The sequence below is a fragment of the Microbispora cellulosiformans genome (assembly GCF_008728085.1).
Taxonomy (GTDB): Bacteria; Actinomycetota; Actinomycetes; order Streptosporangiales; family Streptosporangiaceae; genus Microbispora; species Microbispora amethystogenes.
The window spans coordinates 286,298-310,482 of sequence record NZ_VYTZ01000005.1; the positions used below are offsets into that span (position 1 = coordinate 286,298).

25 protein-coding genes and 1 pseudogene are annotated in these 24,185 nt (G+C 72.2%); 13 read left to right on the plus strand and 13 right to left on the minus strand.

The features are described from left to right. Positions 1 to 5: 5 nt before the first annotated feature. Positions 6 to 791, plus strand: a complete 786-nt coding sequence (locus tag F5972_RS15565; RefSeq protein WP_150934204.1) for an SDR family NAD(P)-dependent oxidoreductase — start codon at positions 6 to 8, stop codon at positions 789 to 791. A gap of 17 nt (positions 792 to 808) precedes the next feature. On the opposite strand, the gene F5972_RS15570 is transcribed toward F5972_RS15565, so the two are convergent. Both F5972_RS15570 and F5972_RS15575 read right to left on the minus strand, forming a co-directional pair. Continuing rightward, positions 809 to 1,954, minus strand: coding sequence for an RNA polymerase sigma factor (locus F5972_RS15570; protein ID WP_150934205.1), 1,146 nt, complete (start codon positions 1,952 to 1,954; stop codon positions 809 to 811). Further along, a complete protein-coding gene (locus tag F5972_RS15575) occupies positions 1,951 to 2,358 on the minus strand; it encodes a YciI family protein (protein WP_150934206.1) in 408 nt (135 codons plus the stop codon). The genes F5972_RS15570 and F5972_RS15575 overlap by 4 nt, the downstream gene beginning before the upstream one ends. 199 nt (positions 2,359 to 2,557) lie before the next feature. Between F5972_RS15575 and F5972_RS15580 the strand changes: the two genes are divergently transcribed. Next, positions 2,558 to 3,520 carry a tyrosine-type recombinase/integrase gene (locus F5972_RS15580; RefSeq protein ID WP_150934207.1) on the plus strand — a complete coding sequence of 321 codons (963 nt, stop codon included), beginning with the start codon at positions 2,558 to 2,560 and terminating at the stop codon, positions 3,518 to 3,520. Between the two features lie 6 nt (positions 3,521 to 3,526). Here the strand turns inward: F5972_RS15580 and F5972_RS15585 are convergent, their stop codons facing one another. Further along, positions 3,527 to 4,183, minus strand: a complete 657-nt coding sequence (locus F5972_RS15585; protein ID WP_150934208.1) for a class I SAM-dependent methyltransferase — start codon at positions 4,181 to 4,183, stop codon at positions 3,527 to 3,529. 62 nt (positions 4,184 to 4,245) lie between these two features. Then, positions 4,246 to 4,824, minus strand: a complete 579-nt coding sequence (locus F5972_RS15590) for a TetR/AcrR family transcriptional regulator (protein WP_191910138.1) — start codon at positions 4,822 to 4,824, stop codon at positions 4,246 to 4,248. Positions 4,825 to 4,954: 130 nt separating this feature from the next. Between F5972_RS15590 and F5972_RS15595 the strand changes: the two are divergent. Then, positions 4,955 to 6,154 (plus strand): annotated as a pseudogene (locus F5972_RS15595) (MFS transporter); the annotation flags it as partial. Positions 6,155 to 6,284: 130 nt separating this feature from the next. Here F5972_RS15595 and F5972_RS15600 read toward each other — a convergent pair. The 3 genes from F5972_RS15600 to F5972_RS15610 form a co-directional block, all read right to left on the minus strand. Then, positions 6,285 to 6,821: a GNAT family N-acetyltransferase gene (locus F5972_RS15600; RefSeq protein WP_225311516.1), complete on the minus strand. Its 537-nt coding sequence runs from the start codon at positions 6,819 to 6,821 to the stop codon at positions 6,285 to 6,287. A 238-nt stretch (positions 6,822 to 7,059) separates the two neighbouring features. Further along, positions 7,060 to 7,674: a DUF4865 family protein gene (locus F5972_RS15605; RefSeq protein WP_225311575.1), complete on the minus strand. Its 615-nt coding sequence runs from the start codon at positions 7,672 to 7,674 to the stop codon at positions 7,060 to 7,062. Positions 7,675 to 7,694: 20 nt separating this feature from the next. Continuing rightward, a complete protein-coding gene (locus F5972_RS15610) occupies positions 7,695 to 8,261 on the minus strand; it encodes a TetR/AcrR family transcriptional regulator (protein ID WP_150934212.1) in 567 nt (188 codons plus the stop codon). A gap of 202 nt (positions 8,262 to 8,463) precedes the next feature. Here F5972_RS15610 and F5972_RS15615 point away from each other — a divergent pair, with 202 nt between their 5' ends. Further along, complete coding sequence (locus tag F5972_RS15615) at positions 8,464 to 9,087, plus strand: lysophospholipid acyltransferase family protein (protein WP_150934510.1); 624 nt, start codon at positions 8,464 to 8,466, stop codon at positions 9,085 to 9,087. Positions 9,088 to 9,153: 66 nt separating this feature from the next. Beyond that, positions 9,154 to 10,773 carry a penicillin-binding transpeptidase domain-containing protein gene (locus F5972_RS15620; protein WP_150934213.1) on the plus strand — a complete coding sequence of 540 codons (1,620 nt, stop codon included), beginning with the start codon at positions 9,154 to 9,156 and terminating at the stop codon, positions 10,771 to 10,773. A 26-nt stretch (positions 10,774 to 10,799) separates the two neighbouring features. Here the strand turns inward: F5972_RS15620 and F5972_RS15625 are convergent, their stop codons facing one another. Next, positions 10,800 to 11,078 (minus strand): DUF3040 domain-containing protein, encoded by a 279-nt coding sequence (locus F5972_RS15625; RefSeq protein WP_150934214.1) that lies wholly within the window; start codon positions 11,076 to 11,078, stop codon positions 10,800 to 10,802. A gap of 162 nt (positions 11,079 to 11,240) precedes the next feature. On the opposite strand from F5972_RS15625, the gene F5972_RS15630 reads away from it, so the two are divergent. From F5972_RS15630 to F5972_RS15660, 7 genes are all read left to right on the plus strand, one after another. Continuing rightward, on the plus strand, positions 11,241 to 11,933 hold the full coding sequence (locus F5972_RS15630) for a class I SAM-dependent methyltransferase (protein ID WP_150934215.1): 693 nt from the start codon (positions 11,241 to 11,243) through the stop codon (positions 11,931 to 11,933). A 117-nt stretch (positions 11,934 to 12,050) separates the two neighbouring features. Beyond that, positions 12,051 to 13,361 carry a glycosyltransferase family 4 protein gene (locus F5972_RS15635; RefSeq protein WP_225311518.1) on the plus strand — a complete coding sequence of 437 codons (1,311 nt, stop codon included), beginning with the start codon at positions 12,051 to 12,053 and terminating at the stop codon, positions 13,359 to 13,361. A gap of 237 nt (positions 13,362 to 13,598) precedes the next feature. Further along, positions 13,599 to 14,573 (plus strand): ABC transporter ATP-binding protein, encoded by a 975-nt coding sequence (locus F5972_RS15640; RefSeq protein WP_225311519.1) that lies wholly within the window; start codon positions 13,599 to 13,601, stop codon positions 14,571 to 14,573. After that, complete coding sequence (locus F5972_RS15645) at positions 14,573 to 15,298, plus strand: ABC transporter permease (RefSeq protein WP_150934216.1); 726 nt, start codon at positions 14,573 to 14,575, stop codon at positions 15,296 to 15,298. Before F5972_RS15640 ends, F5972_RS15645 begins: the two co-directional genes overlap by 1 nt. Positions 15,299 to 15,321: 23 nt before the next feature. Continuing rightward, positions 15,322 to 16,485: a sensor histidine kinase gene (locus F5972_RS15650; protein ID WP_150934217.1), complete on the plus strand. Its 1,164-nt coding sequence runs from the start codon at positions 15,322 to 15,324 to the stop codon at positions 16,483 to 16,485. Then, a complete protein-coding gene (locus tag F5972_RS15655; RefSeq protein ID WP_150934218.1) occupies positions 16,482 to 17,087 on the plus strand; it encodes a response regulator transcription factor in 606 nt (201 codons plus the stop codon). The genes F5972_RS15650 and F5972_RS15655 overlap by 4 nt, the downstream gene beginning before the upstream one ends. Before the next feature lie 44 nt (positions 17,088 to 17,131). Next, positions 17,132 to 17,713, plus strand: coding sequence for a CGNR zinc finger domain-containing protein (locus F5972_RS15660; protein ID WP_150934219.1), 582 nt, complete (start codon positions 17,132 to 17,134; stop codon positions 17,711 to 17,713). 11 nt (positions 17,714 to 17,724) lie between these two features. Here F5972_RS15660 and F5972_RS15665 read toward each other — a convergent pair whose 3' ends face one another. Further along, a complete protein-coding gene (locus tag F5972_RS15665; RefSeq protein WP_150934220.1) occupies positions 17,725 to 18,540 on the minus strand; it encodes an SGNH/GDSL hydrolase family protein in 816 nt (271 codons plus the stop codon). Positions 18,541 to 18,705: 165 nt separating this feature from the next. On the opposite strand from F5972_RS15665, the gene F5972_RS15670 reads away from it, so the two are divergent. Then, positions 18,706 to 19,935, plus strand: coding sequence for an isochorismate synthase (locus tag F5972_RS15670; RefSeq protein WP_225311576.1), 1,230 nt, complete (start codon positions 18,706 to 18,708; stop codon positions 19,933 to 19,935). A 25-nt stretch (positions 19,936 to 19,960) separates the two neighbouring features. Here F5972_RS15670 and F5972_RS15675 read toward each other — a convergent pair whose 3' ends face one another. The 4 genes from F5972_RS15675 to F5972_RS15690 form a co-directional block, all read right to left on the minus strand. Beyond that, positions 19,961 to 20,611 (minus strand): IMPACT family protein, encoded by a 651-nt coding sequence (locus F5972_RS15675; protein ID WP_150934222.1) that lies wholly within the window; start codon positions 20,609 to 20,611, stop codon positions 19,961 to 19,963. A gap of 41 nt (positions 20,612 to 20,652) precedes the next feature. Then, positions 20,653 to 20,901 carry a hypothetical protein gene (locus F5972_RS15680; RefSeq protein ID WP_150934223.1) on the minus strand — a complete coding sequence of 83 codons (249 nt, stop codon included), beginning with the start codon at positions 20,899 to 20,901 and terminating at the stop codon, positions 20,653 to 20,655. Continuing rightward, positions 20,901 to 22,856, minus strand: a complete 1,956-nt coding sequence (locus F5972_RS15685) for an HNH endonuclease signature motif containing protein (protein WP_191910140.1) — start codon at positions 22,854 to 22,856, stop codon at positions 20,901 to 20,903. The genes F5972_RS15680 and F5972_RS15685 overlap by 1 nt, the downstream gene beginning before the upstream one ends. An 889-nt stretch (positions 22,857 to 23,745) precedes the next feature. Continuing rightward, complete coding sequence (locus F5972_RS15690; protein WP_150934225.1) at positions 23,746 to 24,078, minus strand: YnfA family protein; 333 nt, start codon at positions 24,076 to 24,078, stop codon at positions 23,746 to 23,748. Positions 24,079 to 24,185: the final 107 nt, after the last annotated feature.

The window sequence follows — 24,185 nt, forward strand, 5'->3', positions numbered from 1 at the left end:
ATCCCATGGACATGGAACTGCAGGGCAAGGTCGCGGTGGTGACCGGCGCAGGCAAGGGGATCGGCCTGGCCGTCACCCGGGCCCTGGTCGAGGAGGGAGCCCACGTCGTCGCCGGATCACGCCGAAGCACCCCCGAACTGAAAGAACTGGGCGGAAGAGGAAGTGTGCAGGCGGTCGAGGTCGATCTCGCCACCGCCACGGGCCCGGCCGATCTTGTCGCCGCCGCGCTGGCACACGGACGCCTCGACATCCTGGTCAACAACGTCGGCGCGGTCACGCCGCGCCTGACGGGGTTCCTGAACGTCACCGACGAACAATGGCTGCACAGCGTGACACTCAACCTGATGGCGGCGGTACGCACCACCCGCGCCGCGCTGCCGGCCATGCTCGCGGCCGGGCACGGCAACATCGTCACGATCAGCTCGGTCAACGCCTTCCTGCCGGACCCAGGAGTGATCGACTACAGCGCCGCCAAAGCCGCTCTGACCAACTTCTCCAAGGCCCTGTCGAAGGAGGTCGGGGCCCACGGCATCCGGGTCAACACCATCAGTCCCGGCCCGGTAACCACGGACCTGTGGCTCGGGGACGAAGGTGTCGCCGCGACCGTCGCCCGCGCGAGCGGCGCCGACCCGGAAGCGGTGGCCAAGCAGACCGCCGCGCAAGCCGAGACCGGCAGGTTCACTCACCCACACGAGATCGCCGACCTGGTGCTGCTCCTGTCCGGCGACCGGGCGGGGAACGTCACCGGCGCCGACTTCGTCATCGACGGAGGACTCACCAAAACCCTGTGAACCTCCCGCCCTCCTGGTCAGCGATGCAGCAGTTGCCGCACCCGCGCGGCCTCCCGGGTGAGGTGGTCGCGCTCCGGCACGCTGGCGGCGGCACGCGAGGCCTCGGCGTACAGCTCGGCCGCGCGCTCCAGGTCGCCGGCGCGTTCGTGCAGGTACGCCGTCACCGCGGCATATCGGGGCAGGCCGGGGTCCACGCCGGCCAGCGCCGCCAGGCCGGCCTGCGGCCCGTCCGCCTCCCCCACCGCCACCGCGCGGTTCAACCGCACCACCGGACTGCCGGTGAGAAGAAGCAGCTCGTCGTACCACTCCACGATCTGCACCCAGTCGGTCTCGCAGGCGGCCGGGGCGTCCGCGTGCAGCGCGGCGATCGCGGCCTGCGCCTGGTACTCGCCCAGCCGGTCACGGGCCAGCGCGGTCTGCAGGATCGTCACCCCCTCGGCGATCAGGCCGGTGTCCCAGCGCGATCGGTCCTGCTCGGCGAGCGGCACCAGGCGACCTCCCGGGCCGGTGCGGGACGCCCGGCGGGCGTGGTGCAGCAGCATGAGCGCGAGCAGCCCCGCGACCTCGGGCTCCTCGGTCAGGGTGGCGAGCTGACGGGCGAGGCGGATCGCCTCGGCCGCCAGGTCGACGTCCCCGCCGTACCCCTCGTTGAAGACGAGGTAGAGCACCCGCAGCACCGTCCCGAGATCCCCGGGCCGGCCGAGCGGCAGCCCCGCGATCTTGCGCTTCGCCCGGCTGATCCGCTGCGCCATGGTCGCCTCGGGGACGAGGTACGCCGCCGCGATCTGCCGGGTGGTCAGGCCGCCGACCGCGCGCAGCGTCAGGGCGACGGCCGAGGCCGGCGGCAGGGTGGGGTGCGCGCACAGGAAGTAGAGCCGCAGCGTGTCGTCCGTGGCGGGCGCCGGGCCGGCGGGAGGCTCGGCCTGTACGGCCACCTCCCGCCCCCGCCGCGACGCCTCGGCACGCGTGGCGTCGAGGAACCTGTGCCACGCGACCGCGACGAGCCACGCCTTCTGATCGCGCGGTGGATCGTCCGGCCAGGTCGCCAACGCCCGGATCAGGGCCTCCTGCACAGCGTCCTCGGCCGACGCGAAGTCGGCTCCGCGCCGGACGAGGACACCGATGACCGCGGGCACGAGCTCCCGCAGCAGCGACTCGTTCACTCGGTGACCACGGGCGGCTCGGTGAGGAACGGCCGGACCTCCAGCCACTCGCGGATCGGCTCGCCTCGGGGCCCGGGAGCGGCGGACAGCTCCCCGGCCAGCTCGACCGCGCGGTCCCACGACTCCACGTCGATGACCATCCATCCCGCGATCAGGTCCTTGGTCTCGGCGAACGGCCCGTCGGTCACCGGTGGGCGCCCCTCGCCGTCGTACCGCACGAACGTGCCCTGAGGCGCCAGCGCCTGGCCGTCGACGAACTCGCCCGTCTCCTCCAGACGGGCGGCGAAGTCGCGCATGTACTGCACGTGCGCGTCGACCTCCTCCGGCTTCCACTGGTCGATCGACCCGCAGTCGACGACGGGAGCGGGACCACCGCGGTAGTGCTTCAGGAGCAGGTATTTCATCGTGCTTCTCCTTCATCGTCGTGCGGCCCCGTTCGGCCGCTCATGCCCCTGGGACGGAGCCGACGCCACATTCTCGACACACGGCACAAGATTTTTTGAAGCGGTTCCCCTCTCGGTGAGGTTTCTGACGCTGTTGCGTGACTAGCCTGCAAAAACCCGAGCGCCTTTACATTGTAGATTCATAGTATGATCGGGACCGATGAGCATCCCCGCGGTTCCCGAGCGGCGCGCCCCCGCACCCTCCACGCCCGATCCGTACGAGGTGTATCTCGGCGCGCTGCAGAGCCCGGAGTCCCGGCGCACGATGAAGGGCTGCCTCGACCGCATCGCCCGCCTCGTCACCGGCGACCCCGAGGCCACCGGGGCCGGGCAGCCCTGGGAACTGCTGCGCTACGAGCACACGGTCCGCCTCCGTACGCTGATGCGCGAGCAGGGGTGGTCCCCCTCCCACGTCAACAAGCACCTGGTGGCGCTGCGCCGCGTGCTCAAGGAGGCCTGGCGGCTCGGCCTGATGAGCGGCGAGGACTACCAGCGCGCCGCCGACCTGCCCGCCTACAAGCACACCCGCGTCCCGGCGGGACGGCACGTCGAGGCCGAGGCGCTCGCGGCCGCGCTGGAGGTGTGCGACGAGGACCACTCCCCCGCCGGCCGCCGGGACGGCGCCATGCTGGCGGCGCTGTACTCCAGCGGCTGCCGCCGGGCCGAGATCGCCGGGCTCCGGCTCGCCGACTTCGACCCGCACGCCCGCTCCCTGCGGGTGCGCGGCAAGGGCGACAAGGAACGGCTCGTCTACCTGACCCCGCAGGCCGTCGAGCGCCTGAGCCTGTGGCTCGCCGTACGCGGCCGGGCGGCCGGGCCGCTGTTCTGCCCGATCAACAAGGCCGGGCGGCTGCGCCTGGCCCACATGACCGGCCAGGCCATCGCCGACATCGTCTCGCGCCGCCTGGCCGCCGCCGGGGCCTCGCCCCGCACCCCGCACGACTTCCGGCGCACGTTCATCGGCGAGCTCCTCGACGCCGGGGTCGATCTCGCCACGGCCCAGGCCCTCGTCGGCCACGCCTCCCCCGCCTCCCCCGCCACCACCGCCCGGTACGACCGGCGGCCCGAGCGCCGTCGCCGCGAGGCCGTCGACCGGCTCCGCGTCCCCGGCGCCCCCGGCTGAGCGTGGTCACCGGCGGCGGACGGCGCGCACGACGACGTCGTGAAGGGGGCCGCCGTGCCCGGAGAGCGTACGCACCTGCTCCTCGGCGGTGACGATCTCCCACTCCGAGTCGTCCAGGCGCGCGACGACCGCCGCGGAGGTGACCGACGCCTCGGCCGGCGGGCGATGCCCGTGCTCATGGTGCTCACGGTGCTCATCGTGCCCGCCGGGACCGGTGGCGTGCAGGTGCCCCACGATGAGCAGCGTGCCGCCGGGAGCCACCCATCCGGCGATGCGGTCGTAGAACTCCAGCTGCGGCATCGCGGGATGGGCGTAGTGGGTCATGACCAGGTCGAACCGCGTGTCCGGGCTCCAGACGCCCAGGTCCGCCTCCACCCACCGCACGCGCTCGCCCGCCCCGCTCGCCGCCGCGCGGTCAGCGGCCAGGGCGAGGGCCTCGGACGAGATGTCGGCCGCGGTGACCTCCCAGCCGTGCGAAGCGAGCCAGATCGCCTCGGCGCCGCCGCCGCACCCGGCGTCCAGTGCCGTGCCCGGTGCCAGGCCGCCGATCTCACGTGCGAGGTACGGATTCGGCGGGTTGCCGCCCATGGAGCCCGGGCCCCCGTCCCGCCCCTGCCGCCAGTGCCGCTCCCAATAGTCCTTGTCGAACCCGTGCGTCGTCATGCCCCTCATCGTGTGGACAGGCACGACTCATCGCAAATCCCGTTGCCAAACCAGCAAAACGATCAACGCTGGGCACGGAAGCCGGAGATCACCAGGCCGATCAGGTGGCCGGTCTCGTCCCGGTCCTCGCCTGCCTGGCCCGCGGCCAGCACCACGGCGTTGACCAGGATCAGGGTGCGCTCGGCGTCGACGTCGGGGCGGATCAGGCCGGCCTCCTGCGCGGGCCGCAGCAGCGAGTCGACGGCCCGCGACAGGCTGCTCCGGCAACTCCGGAACAACTCGGCGTCGCCGTCGTACCGGCCGGTGATCAGCCCCTTCATCCCGCGGTGCTCGATGAGCAGACCGGCGAACTCGTGCAGCCAGCCGACGAGCGCCGTCAGCGGGTCCTCGGAGGAGGCCGCGAGTTCGTCGGCACGGACGGCGAGTGCCTGGACGTGCCCGGCGTACACAGCGGCGAGCAGTGCCTCCCTGGTGGGGAACCTGCGGTACAGCGTGGCCGTGCCCACCCCCGCCGCCCGTGCGACCTCGCTGAGCGGCGCCTCCGGCCCCTGCTCCTCGAAGACCCGGGTCGCCATCTCCACCAGACGCTCGACGTTGCGCCGGGCGTCCGAGCGCAGTCCCTTCGCGTGATCCGCGGGCATCGTCGGCCTCCAATAAGTGGGCGGGCCGCCCATTTACAAAGTGGGCGGGTCGCCCATATCGTAGTGCGCGCCTGACCAGGACATGGCCCCGCCTGGAGCACCTGCCCATCTCCCATGGAAGAGGCTTCACATGACCGGACGGCCGGCGATCGTGCTCGCCGTGGTGCTCGCCTGCCAGCTGATGGTCGGGATCGACGCCACCATCGTCAACATCGCCCTGCCCGAGATCCAGGCGCGGCTGCACTTCACGCAGACCGGCCTGGCCTGGGTGTTCAACGCCTACACCCTCGCGTTCGGCGGGTTGCTGCTGCTCGGCGGACGCGCGGGCGACCTGCTGGGCCGTCGCCGGATGTTCGCCGTCGGCGTGCTGCTGTTCACCGCGGCCTCACTGCTCGGCGGTCTCGCCACCCACTCGTGGTGGCTGGTCGCGGCCCGCGCGCTGCAGGGCGCCGGCGGCGCGATGGCCTCGCCGAACGTGCTGTCGCTGATCATGTCCGCGTACGAGGACGGCCCCCGCCGGACCCGGGCGCTCGGCGTGTTCGCCGCGGTCTCCAGCGCCAGCCTCGCCCTCGGCCTGCTCGCCGGCGGCGTGCTGACCTCGGCCGGCTCCTGGCGCTGGGTGTTCTTCGTGAACGTGCCCATCGGCGCGGCGATCCTCGCGCTCACCCCGGTCTTCGTACGGGAGACGGACAGGCACCCCGGCCGGTTCGACCTCGCGGGCGCGGTCACCGCGACCACCGGCGTGACCGGGCTGGCCTACGGAGTGATCCGCACCGCCACCTCCGGCTGGGGCGACCCGGTCACCGTCGCGGTCTTCTCCGCCGCGGCGCTGCTGCTCGCCGGCTTCACCCTGATCGAGGCCCGGGCCGAACAGCCGATCATGCCGCTGCGGCTGTTCGCCGACCGGCGCAGGGCCGGGGCGTATGTGAACACCCTGCTGGTGCCGAGCACCGTCTTCGCGGTCGTCTACTTCCTCACCCGGTATCTGCGGGAGGGTTTCGGCTACGGCCCGGTGGTGTCGGGCTTCGCTTTCCTCCCCATGACCGTCGTGCTGATGGGCGTGGTCCGCCTCGCCGACCGGCTGATCACGCGGTGGGGCACCCGCCTGGTGATGGCCGCCGGGATCGCCTTCGTCACCGCCGCGTTGCTGTGGCTCTCCCGGCTGACCGGCGGCAGCGGCTACCTGACCGGCGTGCTCGGCCCGCTGGTGCTGCTCGGCGCAGGCGCCGGGCTCACCACCGTCGCGCTGAGCGTCACCTCGCTGTCGGGCGTACGCCGTGAGGACTCCGGCGCCGGGGCCGGCGTGTTCCAGACACTGCAGTGGACCAGCTGGTCCCTCGGCCTCGCGGTGCTGGTCACCCTGTACCACGCGGCCGCGGGCGGCGGCGGGGCGGAGTCGATGGCGCGTGGCACCTCCTCGGCGTTCGCCGGCGCGTCCGTGATCGCGGTGCTCGCCCTGCTCAGCACGCTGGCCTTCGTGCGCGGTAGAGCACGTGACGGCGCAGCGGATGCCCCTCGGGGAGCACCGGGTGGTCGAAGTCTTCCCCCGGGTCGCGGGTCATCCCGAGACGCCGCATCACGGCCTGCGAGCGGACGTTCGGCACCGCCGTGAATGAGACGACCTCGGTCAGCCCCAGCGCGCCGAACCCGTGGTCCAGGGCCGCCCGCGCGGCCTCGGTGGCGTACCCGTGCCCCCAGGCGGATCTGGCGAGCCGCCAGCCGATCTCCACGCACGGCGTGAAGTGCGCGGTGAACCTCGGCACCTGCAACCCGGTGAAGCCGATGAACACGCCGTCCGCCTCGACCGCCCACCAGCCGAACCCGCGCTCCTCGAACACCGCCTCGATGCGCTCGACGAGCGCGTCGCTCTCCTCGCGGGTGAGCGTGGCCGGGAAGTGCTCCATGACGACCGGGTCGGCGTTCAGCGCCGCGAAGGGCTCCTTGTCGTCCTCGCGCCAGCGCCGCAGCACCAGCCTGTCGGTTTCGATGAGATTCACCCCCCGAGAATAGGGGGTGGGAGAAACCAGGGGCCGGCGTCGGCTAGAGTCGGTTGTGGCCGATGTGGTTTGTGTCCCCCGGGCCGCAAACACCGCCTTCACGGAATACCGTTCGGCTGGAGCCGTGTTGTGCATTCCGCCGAGGAGGCGACCGCCACATCGGCCCTCGACGTGGACGCCCCGCGAGACCCTGTCTCGCGGGGCGTCGTCTTTTGGGGCTGTGCGGTCCGGCGGCCTGTCACCAGGCCCGGCCCTCGCGCAGGAGCGCCAGGCCGGGGGCGGACAGGTGCAGCACCTCGTAGTGTTCGGCGTCGTAGTGTTCGGTGTCGTAGTGTTCGGTGTCGCCGTGGGAGCCCGGCGCCTCCCGCTCCCACAGGGCGAACGTCATCAGCCTCCAGCGACCGGGATCGAGGGCCAGGGCGGCGGTGTGCAGGCCCGCGGCGTCGCCAAGCGCACGCAGGCCGTCCAGCGCCTCCGCGACGCACGCCGTCAGGTCGGCGGTCTCGGGCAAGGGAGTGACGAGGCGGGAGGCGGCCCGCGGAGCCGTTCCCCGCGCCGGGCCGGGCGCGACGGCGAGGCCGGCCCACTGCCGCACCGCCGGGCGCCCGAAGTCGGCGACGATCCCCTGGAAGCCGCCGCCGCCGACCAGGAACTCCCCCATCCGTCCGGCGTCGTGCCACAGGTAGAACGGTGCGTACTGGTTCACCGGCGACCCCGCCACGCCCCGCTCGCGGATCAGGTAGGCCTTGAGGCCGAGCCCGGCCCGCTCGTCGAGGGCGTGCCCGCGCGTCGCCACCCGCTCCCGGATGACCGTCATGTCGTAGTCGGCGGGCAGGGTGATGTCGTACTGCATGGCGTACACGCCGGGACTCCTCAGGAGGGTCGGACAGGGGACAGCAGGGCGAGCAGCCCGTCGACGGCCTGGTCGAACGGCTCGGGCGAGGCCGCGGCGCGGGCCAGGACGTATCCGCCCTGCAGCACGGCGACGACGGCGGACGCGACGGCGGCGGGGTCGAGCCCGGCACCGATCTCGCCGCGGTCCCGTCCTTCGGCCAGCACCGCCGCGAGCCGGTCGCGCAGCCAGGCGAAGGTCTCCTCCACCGGCCGCCGCAGCGCAGGGTCGGCCATCACCTCGGGGTCCTGGGTCAGCCGGCCGATCGGGCAGCCCCGCAGCACCTCCCGCTCCCGCCGCAGGTAGGCGGAGACGCGCTCGGCGGCCGTGCCCGGCCCGGACAGGATCTCCTCCACCCCCGCGCGCATCTCCCCGGCCGTACGGCCGATCGCGGCGAGCGCGAGGTCCGGCTTCCCGGAGAAGTGGTGATACATGCTGCCCTGACCCGCTCCCGCCCGCTGCTGGATGGCCCGCGGGCTGGTCCCGACGTAGCCGCGCTCCCACAACAGCTCGCGCGTGCTCTCGATCAGGCGGTCCGATGTTCTCATGCTGTACATACTAGTAGGTACAGCGAAGTGTTGGCGATGCCGTACAAAACACGGGAGGGTGTGTTGCAGGGGGCGTACACCTGAACGGCACCCGGCGCGGCCTAGGGTATGTCCGTCGAGCCGAGTCCGAGCCCGAGTCCGGTGGTGCTGAGAAGGAGAGGCCGTGCTCTATTCCGCCCTGAAGGCCGTCAGCGTTCCCGTCATGCACCTGCTGTGGCGGCCGCGGATGGAGGGACGCGAGCACGTCCCCGCGCACGGGCCCGCGATCCTCGCCTCCAACCACCTTTCCGTGCTCGACTCGTTCTTCATGCCGGCGCTGGTGCCGCGCATGGTGCGCTTCGTGGCCAAGAAGGAGTACTTCACCGGCAACCGCCTCGCGGCCGAGTGGATGCGGGCGATGGGAGCCGTGGAGATCGACCGCGAGAACGTCACCGCCGCCCAGGACATGCTCGACGCCGCCGTGGAGGTCCTCAAGGCCGGCGAGCTGTTCGGCATCTACCCCGAGGGCACCCGCTCCCCCGACGGCCGCCTCTACCGCGGCAAGATCGGCGTCGCCTGGCTCTCGCTGACCACCGGCGCGCCGATCGTGCCCGTGGCCATGCTGGGCACCGACAAGGTCCTGCCGCCCGGTGCGTCGGTGCCGCGCCTCCGCCGCATCGGCGTGCGGTTCGGTGAGCCGATGACCTTCACCGGCGACCCCGGCAGCGCCCGGGACCGGCGGCGGGTGACCGACGAGGTCATGGCCGCGATCCAGCGCCTGTCCGGCCAGGAGTACGTGCCCCGGTACGGCGCGAGCGTCAAGGGCGCCGGCGAAACGGGGGTGTGAACAACCGATCAGGCCCCGCTAGGCTCTGGTCCCGACCAAGGGACACGGGCGTGACTGGGGGTACCTGTGCCGCGAGGACGAACTGTCGCGATCTCGGCCGCCGCGGCCGTCGTGGTGGCGGGGGGCGCCGCCGGAGGGGCCTACTACCTGCTGCACACGCGCGGCACGCCGCAGGAGACGGCGACGCGCTTCACCTCGGCCTGGTCACGGGGCGACCTCACGGCCATGAAGGCCGAGCTCGCCTCCCCCGCGCCCGGCTTCGACGCGACGTACGCGGAGCTGACCAAGAACCTGGGGGCCGTCAAGGTCGCCGTACGGGACGTGCGGGCGGGTCAGGCGAAGGACGACCGGGCCGCCGCGTCGTTCACCGCCACCGCGAGCCTCAAGGACGTCGGCGACTGGACCTACCAGGGCTCGCTGAGGCTTGTCGTGAAGGACCACTACTGGAAGGTCGACTGGTCGCCCGCCGCGGTCCATCCCGCCCTCGACGGGAACACCCACCTGGCGCTGAAGACGTCGTGGCCGCAACGGGCGTCGATCACCGACGCCAACGGTGACCGCATCGACGGCGGCGACGTGGGCGGCTCGGTGCAGCAGCTCGTCGGCTACCTCGACAAGGCCGGCGACGACGACCTCGGCAAGCTGGGCAGCGCGTACAAGAAGAACGACCCCGTGGGGCGCGCCGGCCTGCAGGAGACCTTCCAGAAGCAGCTCGCCGGCACCCCCACCACCGAGATCCAGGCGGTGGGACCGAGCCGGAAGACCCTGCACTCGATCAAGGGCTCCCCCGGCCGCGACCTGACGACCAGCCTCGACCTCAAGGTGCAGCACGCCGCCGCCGACGCGGTGCGCGACCTGCCCAAGCCCGCCTCACTTGTGGCCGTACGGCCCTCGACCGGCGAGATCCTCGCGGTCGTCAACAACAAGGGCGGGTTCAACCGCGCGCTGGACGGCAAGTACGCCCCCGGCTCGACCTTCAAGACGATCACGGCGGCCGGGCTGCTGGCCGAGGGCCTGACCCCGTCGAGCCGGGTGACCTGCCCCAAGGAGGCCGTGGTCGGCGGCATGAAGATCCGCAATTCCGACCACGAGGCCTTCGGGTCGCTGTCGTTCCTGGACTCCTACGCCCACTCGTGCAACACCACCTTCGCCCCGCTCGCCGCCGAGAAGCTGGGGGCCAAGAAGCTGTACGACCTGGCCACCGAACTGGGGTTCAACCAGCCGCTGCGCATCGGCGTCCCGGCCACGCCCGGCAGCATGCCGAAGGCCACCAGCGACGCCGAACTGGCCGCCGAGTCGTTCGGCCAGGGCAGGATCACCGCGAGCCCGCTGGTCATGGCGACTGTGGCCGCGGCGGTCGCGGACGGCTCCTGGCGCCCGCCCACGCTGGTGCCCTCCCGCAAGCAGGCCGAGGCTCCCCGGGAACTGCCCGGCGGGGTGGTGAAGGGCCTGCGCTCGATGATGCGGGCGGTGGTCAGCAAGGGCACCGCCCGCAAGGCGGGGCTGCCCTCGGGCACGGCGGGCAAGACGGGCACCGCCGAGTTCGGCACCGGGCCCAAGCTCGAATCGCACGCCTGGTTCATGGGCTACCGAGGCGACCTGGCCTTCGCCGTCGTCGTGGAGGCCGGCGGCATGGGCGGCGACGTGGCCGCCCCGGTCGCCGCGCGCTTCCTCAAGGCCCTGTAGTCGTCAAGGTCCTGTAGCCGGTTTCGTCATACGGGGAACGCGGCGGCGTCGTGCCGCAGGGCCATGACCAGCAGGGTCGCGATCAGCGTGGCGATGAGCAGCCAGCTCACGGCGATGATCAGCGTGGAGCGGCCCGGCCGGCGGCGGGCGGCGCCCCGCCCCGCGCGGTGGCCGGCACGCTGACTGGCACGGTGACTGGCACGGTGGTTGAACGACTCGAGCCTCGCCGCCAGCTTCGGGTCCTCGTCCGTGAGGTGCCGCTCGATCATCGCCAGCATCCGCTCTTCGTCCTGCGACCAGGCCATCGCGCAACACTCCCAGAACGCAAGGTATGTGCCGACGTTGTCCCCAACGATGAAGATCGTTAGCCGTTTCCAGGACCGCGATTTACGATGAGTTGCCAATAGGGGTTCGGCGTACGGGCACCCCCGCGGCGTTTCGTCCGGGTGACGCTACGATCGCCCGGCATGGGGCACGACCTGCACGCTCTCAACGACTTGAACGACCTGGACGCCGAGGCGTTCGTCCGCGCGCACACCAGGCCGGCGGCCGTGCCATACGTGCCGGAGATCCGGCTGCGCCTGGCCGTCGACGACGGCGCTCACGGCGGGGAGCGCGCCGAGCTGTACGAGATCTGGGAACGCGCCGGGGGGCTGCCCTTCTGGGCGTACCCCTGGGCCGGCGGGCAGGCGCTCGCGCGCCACGTGCTCGATCATCCGGAGACCGTGCGCGGCCGGACCGTGCTCGACCTCGCCACCGGGTCCGGGCTGGTCGCCGTGGCCGCCGCGCTGGCCGGCGCCGCTCTGGTCGTGGCCAACGACGTCGACCCGTACGCGCTGGCGGCCGTGCGGCTCAACGCCGCCGCCAACGGCGTCGCCATGCGGGTCCTCGGCGGCGACCTGCTCGACGGCGCGCCGCACCAGGACGTCGTGCTCGCCGGAGACGTCTTCTACGAAAGGCCCCTGGCCCTGCGGGTCGTCCCCTTCCTGTCCAGGGCCGCGATGGCAGCGGGGGTGGTCCTCACCGGGGTGCCCGACCGGGCCTGCTCCTACCTGCCGGACGGCGTGTTCGAGCCGGTGGGCGTGCACGAGGTGCCCACCCTCCTGGAGGACGCGCCCCGGAAGCGGACGACGATATATCGGCTTTCCGGCCGACATTGAAGCAAGTGACCCACATCACAGCAACACATGAACTGTCGGTGACGTCCAAGGGAAGGGGATCTTCACCGACACGGACGGGGCGTGATTGTGGTTTCTCTACGCAGAATCGGGGCCAGGGTGGTGGTCAGGGCTCTGGAGGCCCGCGACCGGCGTCGCGCGAGGTCGGCGCCGCCGCCCGACGGTCGCGAGATCCGCATCCTGCTGCTGCACGCCAACGGCATGGGCGGCACGGTCCGGACGGTCTTCAACCTGGCCGGCCACCTGGCCCGCACACACGACGTCGAGATCGTCAGCGTCGTGCGGGAGCGTGAGGAGCCCTCCTTCCCCGTCCCGCCCGGGGTGCGCGTCCGCTACCTCGACGACCGCCTGCCGCGCCGTAAGGGCCTGCTGTCCCGCTTCCCCAGCAGACTCGTGCCGAAGGACGAGGCGGCCTACCACTGGTTCACCCTGCGCACCGATCTCAAGCTGGTCCGCTACATCCGGTCCCGCCGTCGCGGCATCGTCATCGGCACCCGGCCGGGCCTGAACCTGATCGCCGCGCGCTTCGCGCCCCCGGAGATCATCACCGTCGCCCAGGAGCACGGGAACCTGTCCTCGCACCAGCCGCTGGTGCGCAGGCAGATCGTCCGCCGGTACGGCAGGCACGACGCGGTCGTCACTCTCACGCAGACCGATCTGCGCACCTACGAGCGGTCCTTCGACAAGGCCCGCAGGGAGCGCCCGGCCGTGCTGGCCCAGGTGCCCAACGCGACGCCCCGCCTGGGCGGCGGCGCCTCGCCGCTCACCGCCAAGACCGTGGTCACCGTGGGCCGCCTGACCTGGGGCAAGGGCTACGACCTGCTCATCCGCGCGTGGGCGCACGTCGCCGAGCGGCACCCGGACTGGACGCTGCGGATCTACGGCGGCGGTCCCCGGATGGAGAAGCTCCAGGCGGCGATCGACAAGCGCGGGCTGACGGAGCGGGTGTTCCTCGAAGGCCCGGCCGACGACGTCGGCGCGGTCCTCGCGGACGCCTCGATGTTCGTGCTGAGCTCCCGCCACGAGGGCATGCCGATGGTCATCCTGGAGGCGATGAGCAAGGGTGTGCCGGTCGTCAGCTACGACTGCCCCACCGGCCCGAAGGAGATGATCAGCCACGGCCGCGACGGGCTGCTGGTGAAGCCGCAGAAGATCCACGCGATGGCCGACGCCATCGGCACCCTCATCGAGGACGAGGGCCTGCGCCGCGAGATGGGCGCCAACGCCCTGACCACCGCCGCCCGCTACGACCTCGACGTCATCGGCGCCCGGTGGGAGAACCTGCTCTCCGGTCTCGTCGAACGCAGGCGTGCCCTCGGTGGGCCGTCCGAGGAGTTGTCCGACGATCCGTCCGACGAGGCGGAGCCGGATCTCCCCGCGTCGTCGGTCCTGTCGCGACCGGGCCCGTAGTCGTGGCCGGGACGGCGCCGAGGATATCCGGGCGGCCACGACATGACCGGGTTCCCTGGTGAAAGCCGCCGGCGAGTGAGGCGAGACCGAACAGGTCGAGCTGCGGCTGCACCGGTTGGTGGTTCTGGCATTCGAGCCGCGCCCTTTACAAAGTAGATTTGCGCAGGACTTTTGTCCTGCGCAAGGCCGGACCGATCGCTCTGTTCGCGCGGGCGCCGTGCTTCTACCGTTTTCGACGTGGACACCGACATCCCCGACCCCACTGACTCCCCCGCAGTGTCCCTGACCACTGCGACGAAGAGCTTCGGCCCCGTACGGGCCGTCGACGGGCTCACGCTCACCGTGCCCCGCGGCCAGGCCCTGGCCCTCCTCGGTCCCAACGGCGCCGGCAAGTCGACGGCCATCGCGCTCCTGCTCGGGCTGATACCTCCCGACTCCGGGCGGGCCGCGCTGTTCGGCCTGGCCCCCGAGCGGGCCGTACGGCAGGGCCGCGTGGGCGCGATGACGCAGGAGGGCGGCCTGGTCCAGCGGGTCACGGTCCGCGAACTGCTGTCCTTCGTGTCCGGCACCTACCCCGCTCCCCTCCCCCTCGACGAGGTGGTCGCGCTCGCGCGGATCGGCGACCTGCTCGGCCGCCGGGTCGACCGGCTGTCCGGCGGCCAGGCCCAGCGCGTGCGGTTCGCGATGGCGGTGTGCGGCGATCCGGACCTCGTCGTCCTCGACGAGCCAACCGCCGCCCTCGACGTGGAGGCCCGGCGGGAGTTCTGGACCGGCCTGCGCGGGCTCGCCGACCAGGGCAAGACCATCCTGTTCTCCACGCACTATCTGGAGGAGGCCGACGAGCAGGCCGACCGGATCGTGGTGCTCGGCCACGGCCGCGTGATCGCCGACGGCACCAGCGCGGAGATCAAGCGCGCGGCGGCGCTGACCACGGTCCGCGTGACCGTCGACGGCGACGCCTCCTGGCTCGCCACCCTGCCCGGCGTGCGCCACATGGAGATCCGGGCCGGCCGGGCCCACCTGCGCAGCGGCGACTCCGACGCCACCGTCATGGCCCTCGCCCACGCGGGAGCCGTACGCGACCTGGAGGTCGTCCCGGCCGACCTGGAGGACGCCTTCGTCGCCCTGACGAGCACGGCTCCACCCACAGTTCCAGCCCCAGTTGCAGCCACAGCCCTGACTACCACCCCGGCCGGCAAGGAGAACGCGTGATGTGGGGATATGTCCGGCTCGAACTGACCAGGACCCTCCGCGACGGTGGCTATGTCATATTCGCTGTCGTGATGCCGGTCGTCATGTACCTCATCTTCACCAACCTCGGCCTGGCTCCCGGCGACCGGCACGACGCCGCGATCTACGTGATGGTCAGCATGGCGGCCTACGGCGCGCTCGGCGGCGCGTTCAACAACGGCAGCGGCATCGCCGAGGACCGCGCGACCGGATGGCTGCGTCAGTTACGGCTCACCCCGCTGACCCCCGTGCAGGTCGTCACGGGGAAGGTGCTGACCGGGGTCGTCGGCGTCGTGCCGAGCATCGCGGCCGTGCTGCTGGCCGGCGTGCTGGTCAACCACGTCACGCTCCCGCCGCAGCGGTGGCTGGCGATCATCGTGCTCCTGTGGGCCGGGACCGTGCCGTTCTCCCTGCTCGGCCTCGGCAACGGCTACCGCCTGTCCGGCCAGACGGCGGCGGTGGCCAACGTCGCGACCATGCTGACCCTGTCCATCGTCGGCGGCCTGTGGATACCGGCGGAGACGTTCCCCTCCTGGCTGCGCGCGATCGCCGACTGGACGCCGTCGAACAGCTACGCGGGCCTGTCCTGGCGGGTCGCGTTCGGCGACGTCCCCACCCTCCGGCAGGCCGCGATCCTTCTGGCGTGGCTGCTCCTCTTCGCCGCCTACGCGATGTACGGCTACCGCCGCGCCGGGCGCCGGGCCTGACCCCCTGTACCCTGGCGATCTCCATGACAACCGAACGCCCCATGACGACCGAACGCGACATCTGGCTCGACCCGCTGCGGGAGGGCGAGCGCGGCCCCGACGCCAAGGGGCTGTACATCTGGGTGCTCCTGACGGCGGGACCGGTGTGGGACATCGCGCACGGCCGGTCCCACCCGCTCTGGCTGGCGTGGCCGGCGGCGGGGGCCGCGGCCGGGCTGTACCTCCTCACCGCCCACCACGCCTTCGCCGACCGGCGGCGGGCCCTGCCGTCGCTGGGACTGCTGGCGGTCGTCGTCCTCGCGGCGACCGCCGGGTTCGGCGACAACTGGCTGTACCTGGTCGTCATGCTCGCCACCGCCACCGGGATCGCCGTGCAGGGCCGGGTCCTGCCGCTGCTGCTGCTCGCCGAGTGTGCCACCGCCCTGCTGCTGGCCGTACGAGGCGGAGCCGGCCTCACCGACGCGGCCCCGCTGGTCTGGGGCACGTTCACCGCCGGCCTCATCCCGGCGATAATCATCAGGCTCTGGGCGGCCATCCACGAGCTCAAGGCCACCCGGGAGGAGCTGGCCCGGACCGCCGTGACCGAGGAGCGGCTGCGTTTCTCCCGCGACCTGCACGACCTGCTCGGCCACACCCTCTCGGTGATGGTCGTCAAGGCCGAGGCCGTACGCCGGCTGACGCGGGTCGACGCGGAGACGGCCACCGCGCAGGCCGCCGACATCGAGCGAATCGGACGGGAGGCGCTGGCGGAGGTGCGGGCGGCCGTCACCGGCTACCGCGGCAGGGGCCTTTCGGCCGAGCTCGACGCCGCCCGGGCCGTCCTCGCCGACGCCGGCATCGGCGCCGTGGTCCGCACCTGCCCGGTGCGGGCGGCTCCGGAGATCGACGCGCTGCTCGGCTGGGCCGTACGCGAGGGCGTCACCAATGTCGTACGGCACAGCGGCGCGGCGGCCTGTGACATCGACCTGGTCGAGGGCGGCGGCCGTCTGCTGCTGGAGATCCGCGACGACGGCCCGGCGCGGGAGAAGGCCCCCGGGCACGGCAACGGGCTGACGGGGCTGCGTGAGCGGGTGCGGGCCGTGGGCGGCAGCCTGGAGATCGCCGCGCCGCCGGGCGGAGGCTTCCTGCTCCGGGTGACGGTGCCGTATGACAACGCGGTGCCACATGACACGGAGGAGCGAGCGTGATCAGGGTGCTGCTGGCCGAGGACCAGGGCATGATGCGCGGCGCGCTGGCCCTGCTCCTCGGCCTGGAGGACGATATCGAGGTCGTCGCCCAGGTGGGGCGCGGCGACGAGGTGGTGGACGCCGCCCTGCGCGCCCGGCCCGACGTCGCCCTGCTCGACATCGAGATGCCGGGCCGCGGCGGCCTGGAGACCGCCGCCGACCTGCGCGAACGCCTGCCCGGCTGCGCCGTGCTCATCCTCACCACCTTCGGGCGGCCCGGATACCTGCGCCGGGCGATGGAAGCCGGGGCGCGGGGGTTCCTGGTCAAGGACGGGCCGGTCGAGGAACTGGCCGACGCCGTCCGCCGGGTGCTGCGGGGCGATCTGGTCATCGACCCCGCCCTCGCGGCCGCCGCGCTCAGCACCGGCCCGAGCCCGCTGACCGACCGCGAGCGCGACGTCCTCGCCGCGGCGGCGGACGGCTCGACCATCGCCGACATCGCCGCGCGGCTCCACCTGTCGGAGAGCACCGTACGCAACTATCTGTCGTCGTCGATCGGCAAGACCGGGACCAGGAACCGGATCGAGGCGGCCCGCCTGGCCCGCCACAACGGCTGGCTGTAGCCCGTAGCGGTAACCAGTGACGGTGGTTACGTGACAATGGTTACATGAGCCTGACGCTACGCGCCCGCGACGGGGCCACCTTCCGGTTCGATCCGGGCGCGCTCTGCCTGGAGTTCCTCATGAGCGGAGGCGTGGGGGTCTACGCCTGCTACGAGTCGCTGCACGAGCCGGCCGACCTCGCCCGCTGGACCGCCGTGTCCCGGCTCGGCCTGGACCGGGTGGACACGACCATGGACGACCTGGCCCAGGCGAAGGCCCTGCGCGCCGCCCTGTGGGGGCTCGCCGCCGACCGGGCGCACGGCCGTACGCCACGGCAGGCCGACGTCGACGCGGTGAACGAGGCGGCCGCGGCGGCCCCACTGGTGCCCGTCATGACCGTGGACGGGCGAAGGTCCTGGGCTCCCGCGGCCACCGGCCGTCAGGTGGTGGCGACCGTCGCGCGGGACGCGATCGACCTGTTCACCGGGCCCTTCGCGACGCGGGTGCGCGAGTGCGCCGCGGACGGCTGCCCCCTCGTCTTCGTCGACACCTCCCGCCCCGGCAGCCGGCGCTGGTGCTCGATGGAGCGGTGCGGCAACCGGCAGAAGGTGCGCGCGCACCGCTCCCGCGACGTCCCAGCGGGGTGATGACATGACTGTCAGGCGTCGGTGTCGCGGAAGAAGCCGGCGTCGTAGGTGACCTTCGCGAGAGCCCGCTGCCCGTCGGCGTTGGGATGGAAGTAGTCCCAGCCGCTGACCTGCTTGAGCGTGAACGGGTAGGAGAAGACCGCTCCCCCGTCGTAGCGGCAGGCCGGACCGTACAGGGCGCACGCCTCCCTGAGCTGCTCGTTGTAGTCCATCACCCGCTCGCGCACCCGGTCGCGCCTGGCCACGTCCTTCTTCGCCGTCGACCGGGGATTGGCCAGCATCGCCTGGCAGATGTGGCCGACCGCCCAGAAGGTCCGTGCCCACCCGTTGCCCTTGCCGATGCGCCACAGGCGCTCGATGTCGGGGATGCTGGCCACGAAGACCCGTGCGCCGGTCGGCCGGAGCACGGAGAAGGCCTCCTCGATGTGCTCCCGGAACACCGGCACCGGCGTCATCTCCTTCTCCGAGCCGACGCAGGCGTCCTGCGCGCCGATGAGGACGGTGACGTAGTCGGCCTTCTCGCGCACGGCCTGCCGGGCCTGCCCGGCGAGGGCGGCGCTGGTCGAGCCGGGGACCGCGAAGTTGAGGTTGTGCCCCTTGATCGCGTGTTCCGAGGCGAGCAGGCGCAGGTAGTGGCTGTCCACCTTGGTGTTGTCGCCCGACGACCAGGAGCGTGACCTGCAGGCGACGTACCAGCCGCAGGCGTTGAACCCCGCGCTGATCGAGTCGCCGAGCGCGGCCATCACGGTGGGCGACGTGCCTGCGTGGGCGGCGGCAGGCACGAGCAGGACGGACGCGGCCAGGACAGGCGCGATCTTCTTGAGCATGTACACCTCCGGAAGATCAACGGTAGGGATTTCTTGGAGGTGCGCTCTATCGCTTTCAGGGAAGGCGGGCCTTCCGTGACCGATTTCCTATCGCGGCTTGACAGAGTGGGCTCAAGCGGCATGCGGGGGCCTCTTGTCGAACATGTTCAGATCGTGCGTAGAGTGATTCGGGTGAGTGTCGCCCTTATCCAGCCCCTGGTGGTTCGCACGGTCGCGGTGAGCGACCCCGACGATCTCCTGGCACGCCTGCCCGGCGCCGCGCCGTACGCGTGGATCAGGAACGGCGAGGGACTCGTGGGCTGGGGGGAGGCGGCGCGTGCGATGGTGCCTCCCGGCCCCGGACGGTTCGACTGGGCCCGCGGCTGGCTCTCCTCGCTGTTCGCCGGCGCGCTCATCCGGGACGAGGTCGGCATGCCGGGCTCGGGCCCGGTGGCCTTCGGCTCCTTCACGTTCGACGCCGACGCCCCGGGGACCGTCCTGGTCGTCCCTCGCGTGGTGCTCGCCCGGCGGGACGGCCGCGCCTGGCTCACCACGATCGGCGACAACGCGTTCGACCTGGCCCGCCCTCCGGTGGAGCCCGGCCGCATCCGGTACGGCGACGGCACGCTGACGGCGCCCCAGTGGGAGCACCGGGTCGCGCGAGCGGTGCGCCGCATCAGGGACGGCGGCCTCGACAAGGTGGTTCTCGCCCGTGACCTGACGGCCGTCGCCGACCGGGACATCGACATCCGCGTGCTGCTCGGGCGGCTCGCCCGGAGCTACCCCGAGTGCTACACGTTCTCCGTGGACGGCCTGGTCGGCGCGACCCCCGAACTGCTGGTCCGGCACACCGGCCAGGCGGTGGAGTCACTGGTCCTGGCCGGCACCACGCCGCGCGGGTCGGGCCCGGCCGACGACGCCACCCGCGCCGCCGCCCTGTACGCGTCGAAGAAGGACCGGCACGAGCACGCCTGCGCGGTCGCCTCGGTCCGTGAGGCCCTGACCCCCCTGTGCTCGGCGTTGCACGTGCCCGAGGAGCCGGAACTGCTCGTGCTCCCCAACGTGCAGCACCTGGCGAGCCGGGTCACCGGGCGGCTGTCCGACGGCGCGTCGGTGCTCGACGTGGTCGCCGCCATGCACCCCACGGCCGCCGTCGGCGGGACGCCCACCGGCACCGCCCTCGGCCTGATCCGCGAACTGGAGGGCATGGACCGCGGGGGCTACTCCGGCCCGGTCGGCTGGATCGACGCGCACGGCGACGGCGAGTGGGGCATCGCCCTGCGCTGCGCGTACATCTCCGGCAGGCACGCCCGGCTGTTCGCCGGCTGCGGCATCATGGCCGGCTCCGACCCGGCCACCGAACTCGCCGAGGCGCAGGCCAAGCTCCGCGTGATGCAGTACGCCCTGGAGGGGTGAGCCTCCAGGCTGCCTCAGTGCGGCCTCAGCGGGCCAGGTGGACGGTCTCTCCGAAGGCCGTCTGGGCCCGCCCGGCGGTGACCGCCGCGACCCACTCCTCGAAGGCGGACAGCCGGTCCTCGGCGACCGCCACCTCGAAGGCCACCCGCGCGCCATGGCCGTCCCCGTCGTCGACGCTGTAGTCGACACTACGCACCGCGTACGGCGAGGAGCGCAGATCGCTCTCCAGCCGCCCGGCCTGGGCGTGACCGACCGACACGGTCACAACCACCGCGGGGACCATCTCGACGACCTCAGCCCGGTCAAGGGTCTCCCCCACGGCGCCGCCGTACGCGCGGGCGAGACCGCCGGCGCCCAGCAGCACCCCGCCGAAGTAGCGGGTGACGACCGCGACCACGTCCGCGAATCCGCGCCGGGTGAGCATCTCCAGCATCGGCGTGCCCGCCGTGCCGCCCGGCTCACCGTCGTCGTCCGCCCGGCGCACCCCTCCGCCGCCGCCGATCACGTACGCCGTGCAGTTGTGGCTGGCGTCGGCGTACAGCCTCCTGCGCCCCGCGACGAACTCGCGCGCCGCCTCCTCCGTGGCCACCGGAGCCAAGGCGCAGATGAAGCGCGAGCGGCGGATCTCGGTTTCATGCTCGACGACGTTTCCGATCGTCCGGTACGGCGCTGTCACAGCGTCAGTCTATTGAGCACCTCCCTTTACGAAGTAAGGTCCTACCGCTTCGCGCCACCTCGACAGAGAAGAAGGACGTCGATCACGCCCCGGCGGCGACGCGGAACCCCTCCATAGCAGACCGGGCCCACCGCCACCCAGGTCAGCACCCTGATCAGCACCGGCTGGCCCGGCTGCTGCTTCGCGGCTCGCCGTAGCCGAAGGTGTTCGCGGCAGTCCCCTCCCGCCGCGCCGACCATCGGCCCGAATCGGCGGTCCTCCCGCAGCCCCTGGCCTGTCTCGTGGCTCATCAGCGTCTCCAGGTGGTGCGGGGGTTGCGGTAGGTGAAGGCCCAGCGGTCGTCGCCCACCTTGCGGCGGGTGTAGCGGGTGGGGTGGCGGTAGCGGTCGCGGTTGTGGAACTGGCAGGCCGGTCCGAGCAGCTTGAGGTCGGTCAGCCCGCCGCTGCACCAGTCGTCGGCGTGGTCGATCTGGCACAGGGTGGCGGGCAGGGGGCAGCCGTCGACCCAGCAGGTGGCGTACCGGGCGAAGACCGCCCGGCGCTGCGCGGGCGTGGCCAGCCGGACCTTGCGGCCCATGTCCAGGACCTGCCCGGCAGCGTCCATGACGATCCGCACCAGGGTGCTGCTACGGGCCAGCCGGTGCACGCTGGAGACGGGCAGCAGCTGCCCGGTCGCCAGGATCAGCCCCGGGAACCCCCGCAACCACACCCCCGGCGGACTGTTCACTCCCACCCCCGACCGAACACCGGCGCTGTCGCCCGCCCAGGCGTCACCTCCCAGCCGGGCGTCATCTCCCGGCCAGGTGTCGTCGCTGTGTTCCACACCCGGCGAAGCGTCGGCTCCCACCCCCGGCCAAGGCTCACCTCCCGGCCAGGCACCACCGCCACATTCCGCGCCAGGTGGCGCATCGGCTCCCGCCCCCGCCCAGGCGTCACCTCCCGGCCAGGCGTCATCTCCCGGCCAGATGTCGCCACCGTGTTCCGCGCCCGGCGGAGCGTCGTGCTCCGGTGGAGACTCAGGGGCATGCGCCTGTTGCGGGGGTGCCTGCTTCGACCGGCGCGCTCGGTTTCTGCGGTGTCCTCGCTCGATCCCCTCTTCTTGAGCGCCGGGGTCGGCGTCGGGGTCGTTGGCGTGGCCCTGCTGGATGTCATCGCCGTCGCGCAGGTCGCCGCGCTCGTCGCTTTGGGTTGGGTCGACGTGCGGCCAGGCGGCAGCCGGACCGTTCGTGGGCGAGCTACCGGCGGCTGCGCGACCGGTGGCGGGCTCCTGCCCGTCAGCGCCCGCGCCTGCGGCGGCAGAGGACGTGGCAGGGAAGGCGCCAGGGAAGGTGGCAGGGGAGGCGTCGTCTCCTGCGGAGGGCGCAACGGCCGAGCACCTGTCCTCGTCGGCAGAGCGATCACCGCCCGCCGGCGGCACTGTGGCTGTGTGTTCGGGGCTGACGGTCGATGGCCGATCGTCAGGCTCCGCGCTCTTTGACTCTTCGCCGGCGGGCTCCTCAACGGTGGGCTCGCTGTCGTCGGAGGGAGTGCCGCTCGGGGGGTCGTCGGGGAGGGATTCGGCGTAGACCAGCACCAGAAGCTCGGTCGCGATCCTGTTCTCCAGGAACGCGATCAGCGCGTCCGCGTTCCGCACACTCAGCGTCCGGTCATCACCCTCAGCCTTCGGCTTGGCATAGACCTCCAGCATCTGCTGCAACCGCGCGGCGGCCTCCACCGGCAGGTAGAACTCCCCCTCCACACCACCGTTCCTGCGCTTGCGAACCCTCAAGAACCGGCGGTCGAAGTCCGCCTGCTCGTCCTTCTCATGCCCGTCGGGGTCCAGCACCGCCCGCAGATACCGCCCCGCCTTGGCCACCTCCGCCGCACCCGCCGACCCCGCCAACTCCAGCAGGATCCCCTCAGCGGTGGTCGCCTGGTCATCGGTCAGCCCGGCGGTGGCGGTGCAGATCGCCTCCACGATCCCCTCGGGCAAGGTGCCCTCGGCGAACCGCTCACGCACCTGCGAAAGACGGTGCAGTTCCATGCTCATCGTCACCAACCGGCTGGCTCCCGCAGGGGTCATCCCCCCAGCGGAACGCAACCACAACTTGGTGGAGGCATGCCCATGGCTCTTCGCCTCCCCAGCCCGATGCACCCGGCCCACCCGGGCAGCCAGCGCCGAAGTGATGCGGTCGCGGGCCGACAACAACTCCTCGGCCTCGGCCAGGCACACCGCCGCCGTCTCGGGCACTGGAACGAGCGCCACTGCTCGTGCCGCCTCGACAACCGCCGCCATCGCCACCCACGACGCCGGCCCCGCATCGGAAGCACCAAAGGCATCAGCATAGGCAGCCCCAGAAGGAGCACCTGCTGCATCACCGGGAACATCGCCGGAGCCGCCCCCGGATGCACCCTTGGGAGCACTACCAGGAGCATCCGGAGCGCAGCCGGAAGTGCCACCAGGGGCGCTCTGGGCCACGTTTCTCCGGGGTCCGGCGTCGCGATGTTCGGCGGCGGCATCGTCGGCGTCGGCCGCATCCTGAGCGTGGGAGGAACCGTGGGCGTGGGGAGCACCATGGGCGCCATCGGCTGGGTTCGCCGGGAACTCGTCGGCAGGTCTCGCGGTCGAAGTACCGCTACTCGCGGCAATGGGGTTCGCACTCGCGCCGCCCTGGAGGCGAGCGCCGGCCTGAGGGCGAGCGTGCTCCGGGAAGCAAGCGCCGCCCTGGGAACGAGCGCCGCCCTGGGAACGAGCGCCACCCTGGGAACGAGCGCCGCCCTGGGAACGAGCGCCGGCTTGGGAGCGAGCGTGGTCCGGCACGCTGTCAGGGTGAGGACTGGGGGATTCGTCAGCGCTGGGATTCGGGGTAGGCGAGCCATCCGAGGACCAGAAGGGCGGGCCGTCGATGATCCTGGCCCACCAGGGATCAGCCGGAGGACGAGGCAATGGCATGTCGAACGCCGGAGACTCCATCTGCCCCTCCTCCCACAGCGCCTACAGTTCGAACACTTGACCTAATCCTTTCATCGCCACCTACATAGCGCAAGACAGCCAAGCGATTACCTGGCGTCACAGGAAGCAAAGGCGCGGTGGGCCTCCGGGTGGGGTTCTATTGCCGGCGTCACGGCCGCGCGGCTGAGGGAGAGACGCTCGCTCAGCCGCGCGGGGCGTACATGATGACCGACACTCCGACCAGGCAGATGGCCGCACCGGCGAGGTCCCACCAGTCGGGGCGGAAGCCGTCCATCACCACGCCCCACAGGAGTGAGCCGGCGACGAACACTCCGCCGTACGCGGCGAGGATGCGTCCGAAGTGCGCGTCCGGCTGGAACGTGGCGGCGAACCCGTAGGCGGCCAGCGCGAGGATCCCGGCGGCGATCCAGGCGGCCCCCCGATGCTCGCGCCAGCCCTGCCACACCAGCCATGCTCCGCCGATCTCGAACACGGCCGCGAGGACGAACAACACCAGAGAACGGACGATCGTCATGACCGGTAGTGCAGCACATGTGCGGCACACCCGACGCCGCGCCCCTGTCGAGGACCCTGGAACGGCGCCGCCAAGCCGGGTGGCGGGCGGCGGACGCTCCGCCACCC

Coding starts and splice junctions, on each gene's coding strand:
- F5972_RS15565 (WP_150934204.1), top strand. CDS start 6: ATGGACATGGAACTGCAGGGCAAGGTCGCGGTGGTGACCGGCGCAGGC.
- F5972_RS15575 (WP_150934206.1), bottom strand. CDS start 2,358: ATGAAATACCTGCTCCTGAAGCACTACCGCGGTGGTCCCGCTCCCGTC.
- F5972_RS15580 (WP_150934207.1), top strand. CDS start 2,558: ATGAGCATCCCCGCGGTTCCCGAGCGGCGCGCCCCCGCACCCTCCACG.
- F5972_RS15585 (WP_150934208.1), bottom strand. CDS start 4,183: ATGACGACGCACGGGTTCGACAAGGACTATTGGGAGCGGCACTGGCGG.
- F5972_RS15590 (WP_191910138.1), bottom strand. CDS start 4,824: ATGCCCGCGGATCACGCGAAGGGACTGCGCTCGGACGCCCGGCGCAAC.
- F5972_RS15605 (WP_225311575.1), bottom strand. CDS start 7,674: ATGCAGTACGACATCACCCTGCCCGCCGACTACGACATGACGGTCATC.
- F5972_RS15610 (WP_150934212.1), bottom strand. CDS start 8,261: ATGAGAACATCGGACCGCCTGATCGAGAGCACGCGCGAGCTGTTGTGG.
- F5972_RS15615 (WP_150934510.1), top strand. CDS start 8,464: ATGCACCTGCTGTGGCGGCCGCGGATGGAGGGACGCGAGCACGTCCCC.
- F5972_RS15625 (WP_150934214.1), bottom strand. CDS start 11,078: ATGGCCTGGTCGCAGGACGAAGAGCGGATGCTGGCGATGATCGAGCGG.
- F5972_RS15630 (WP_150934215.1), top strand. CDS start 11,241: ATGGGGCACGACCTGCACGCTCTCAACGACTTGAACGACCTGGACGCC.
- F5972_RS15645 (WP_150934216.1), top strand. CDS start 14,573: ATGTGGGGATATGTCCGGCTCGAACTGACCAGGACCCTCCGCGACGGT.
- F5972_RS15650 (WP_150934217.1), top strand. CDS start 15,322: ATGACAACCGAACGCCCCATGACGACCGAACGCGACATCTGGCTCGAC.
- F5972_RS15660 (WP_150934219.1), top strand. CDS start 17,132: ATGAGCCTGACGCTACGCGCCCGCGACGGGGCCACCTTCCGGTTCGAT.
- F5972_RS15665 (WP_150934220.1), bottom strand. CDS start 18,540: ATGCTCAAGAAGATCGCGCCTGTCCTGGCCGCGTCCGTCCTGCTCGTG.
- F5972_RS15680 (WP_150934223.1), bottom strand. CDS start 20,901: ATGAGCCACGAGACAGGCCAGGGGCTGCGGGAGGACCGCCGATTCGGG.
- F5972_RS15690 (WP_150934225.1), bottom strand. CDS start 24,078: ATGACGATCGTCCGTTCTCTGGTGTTGTTCGTCCTCGCGGCCGTGTTC.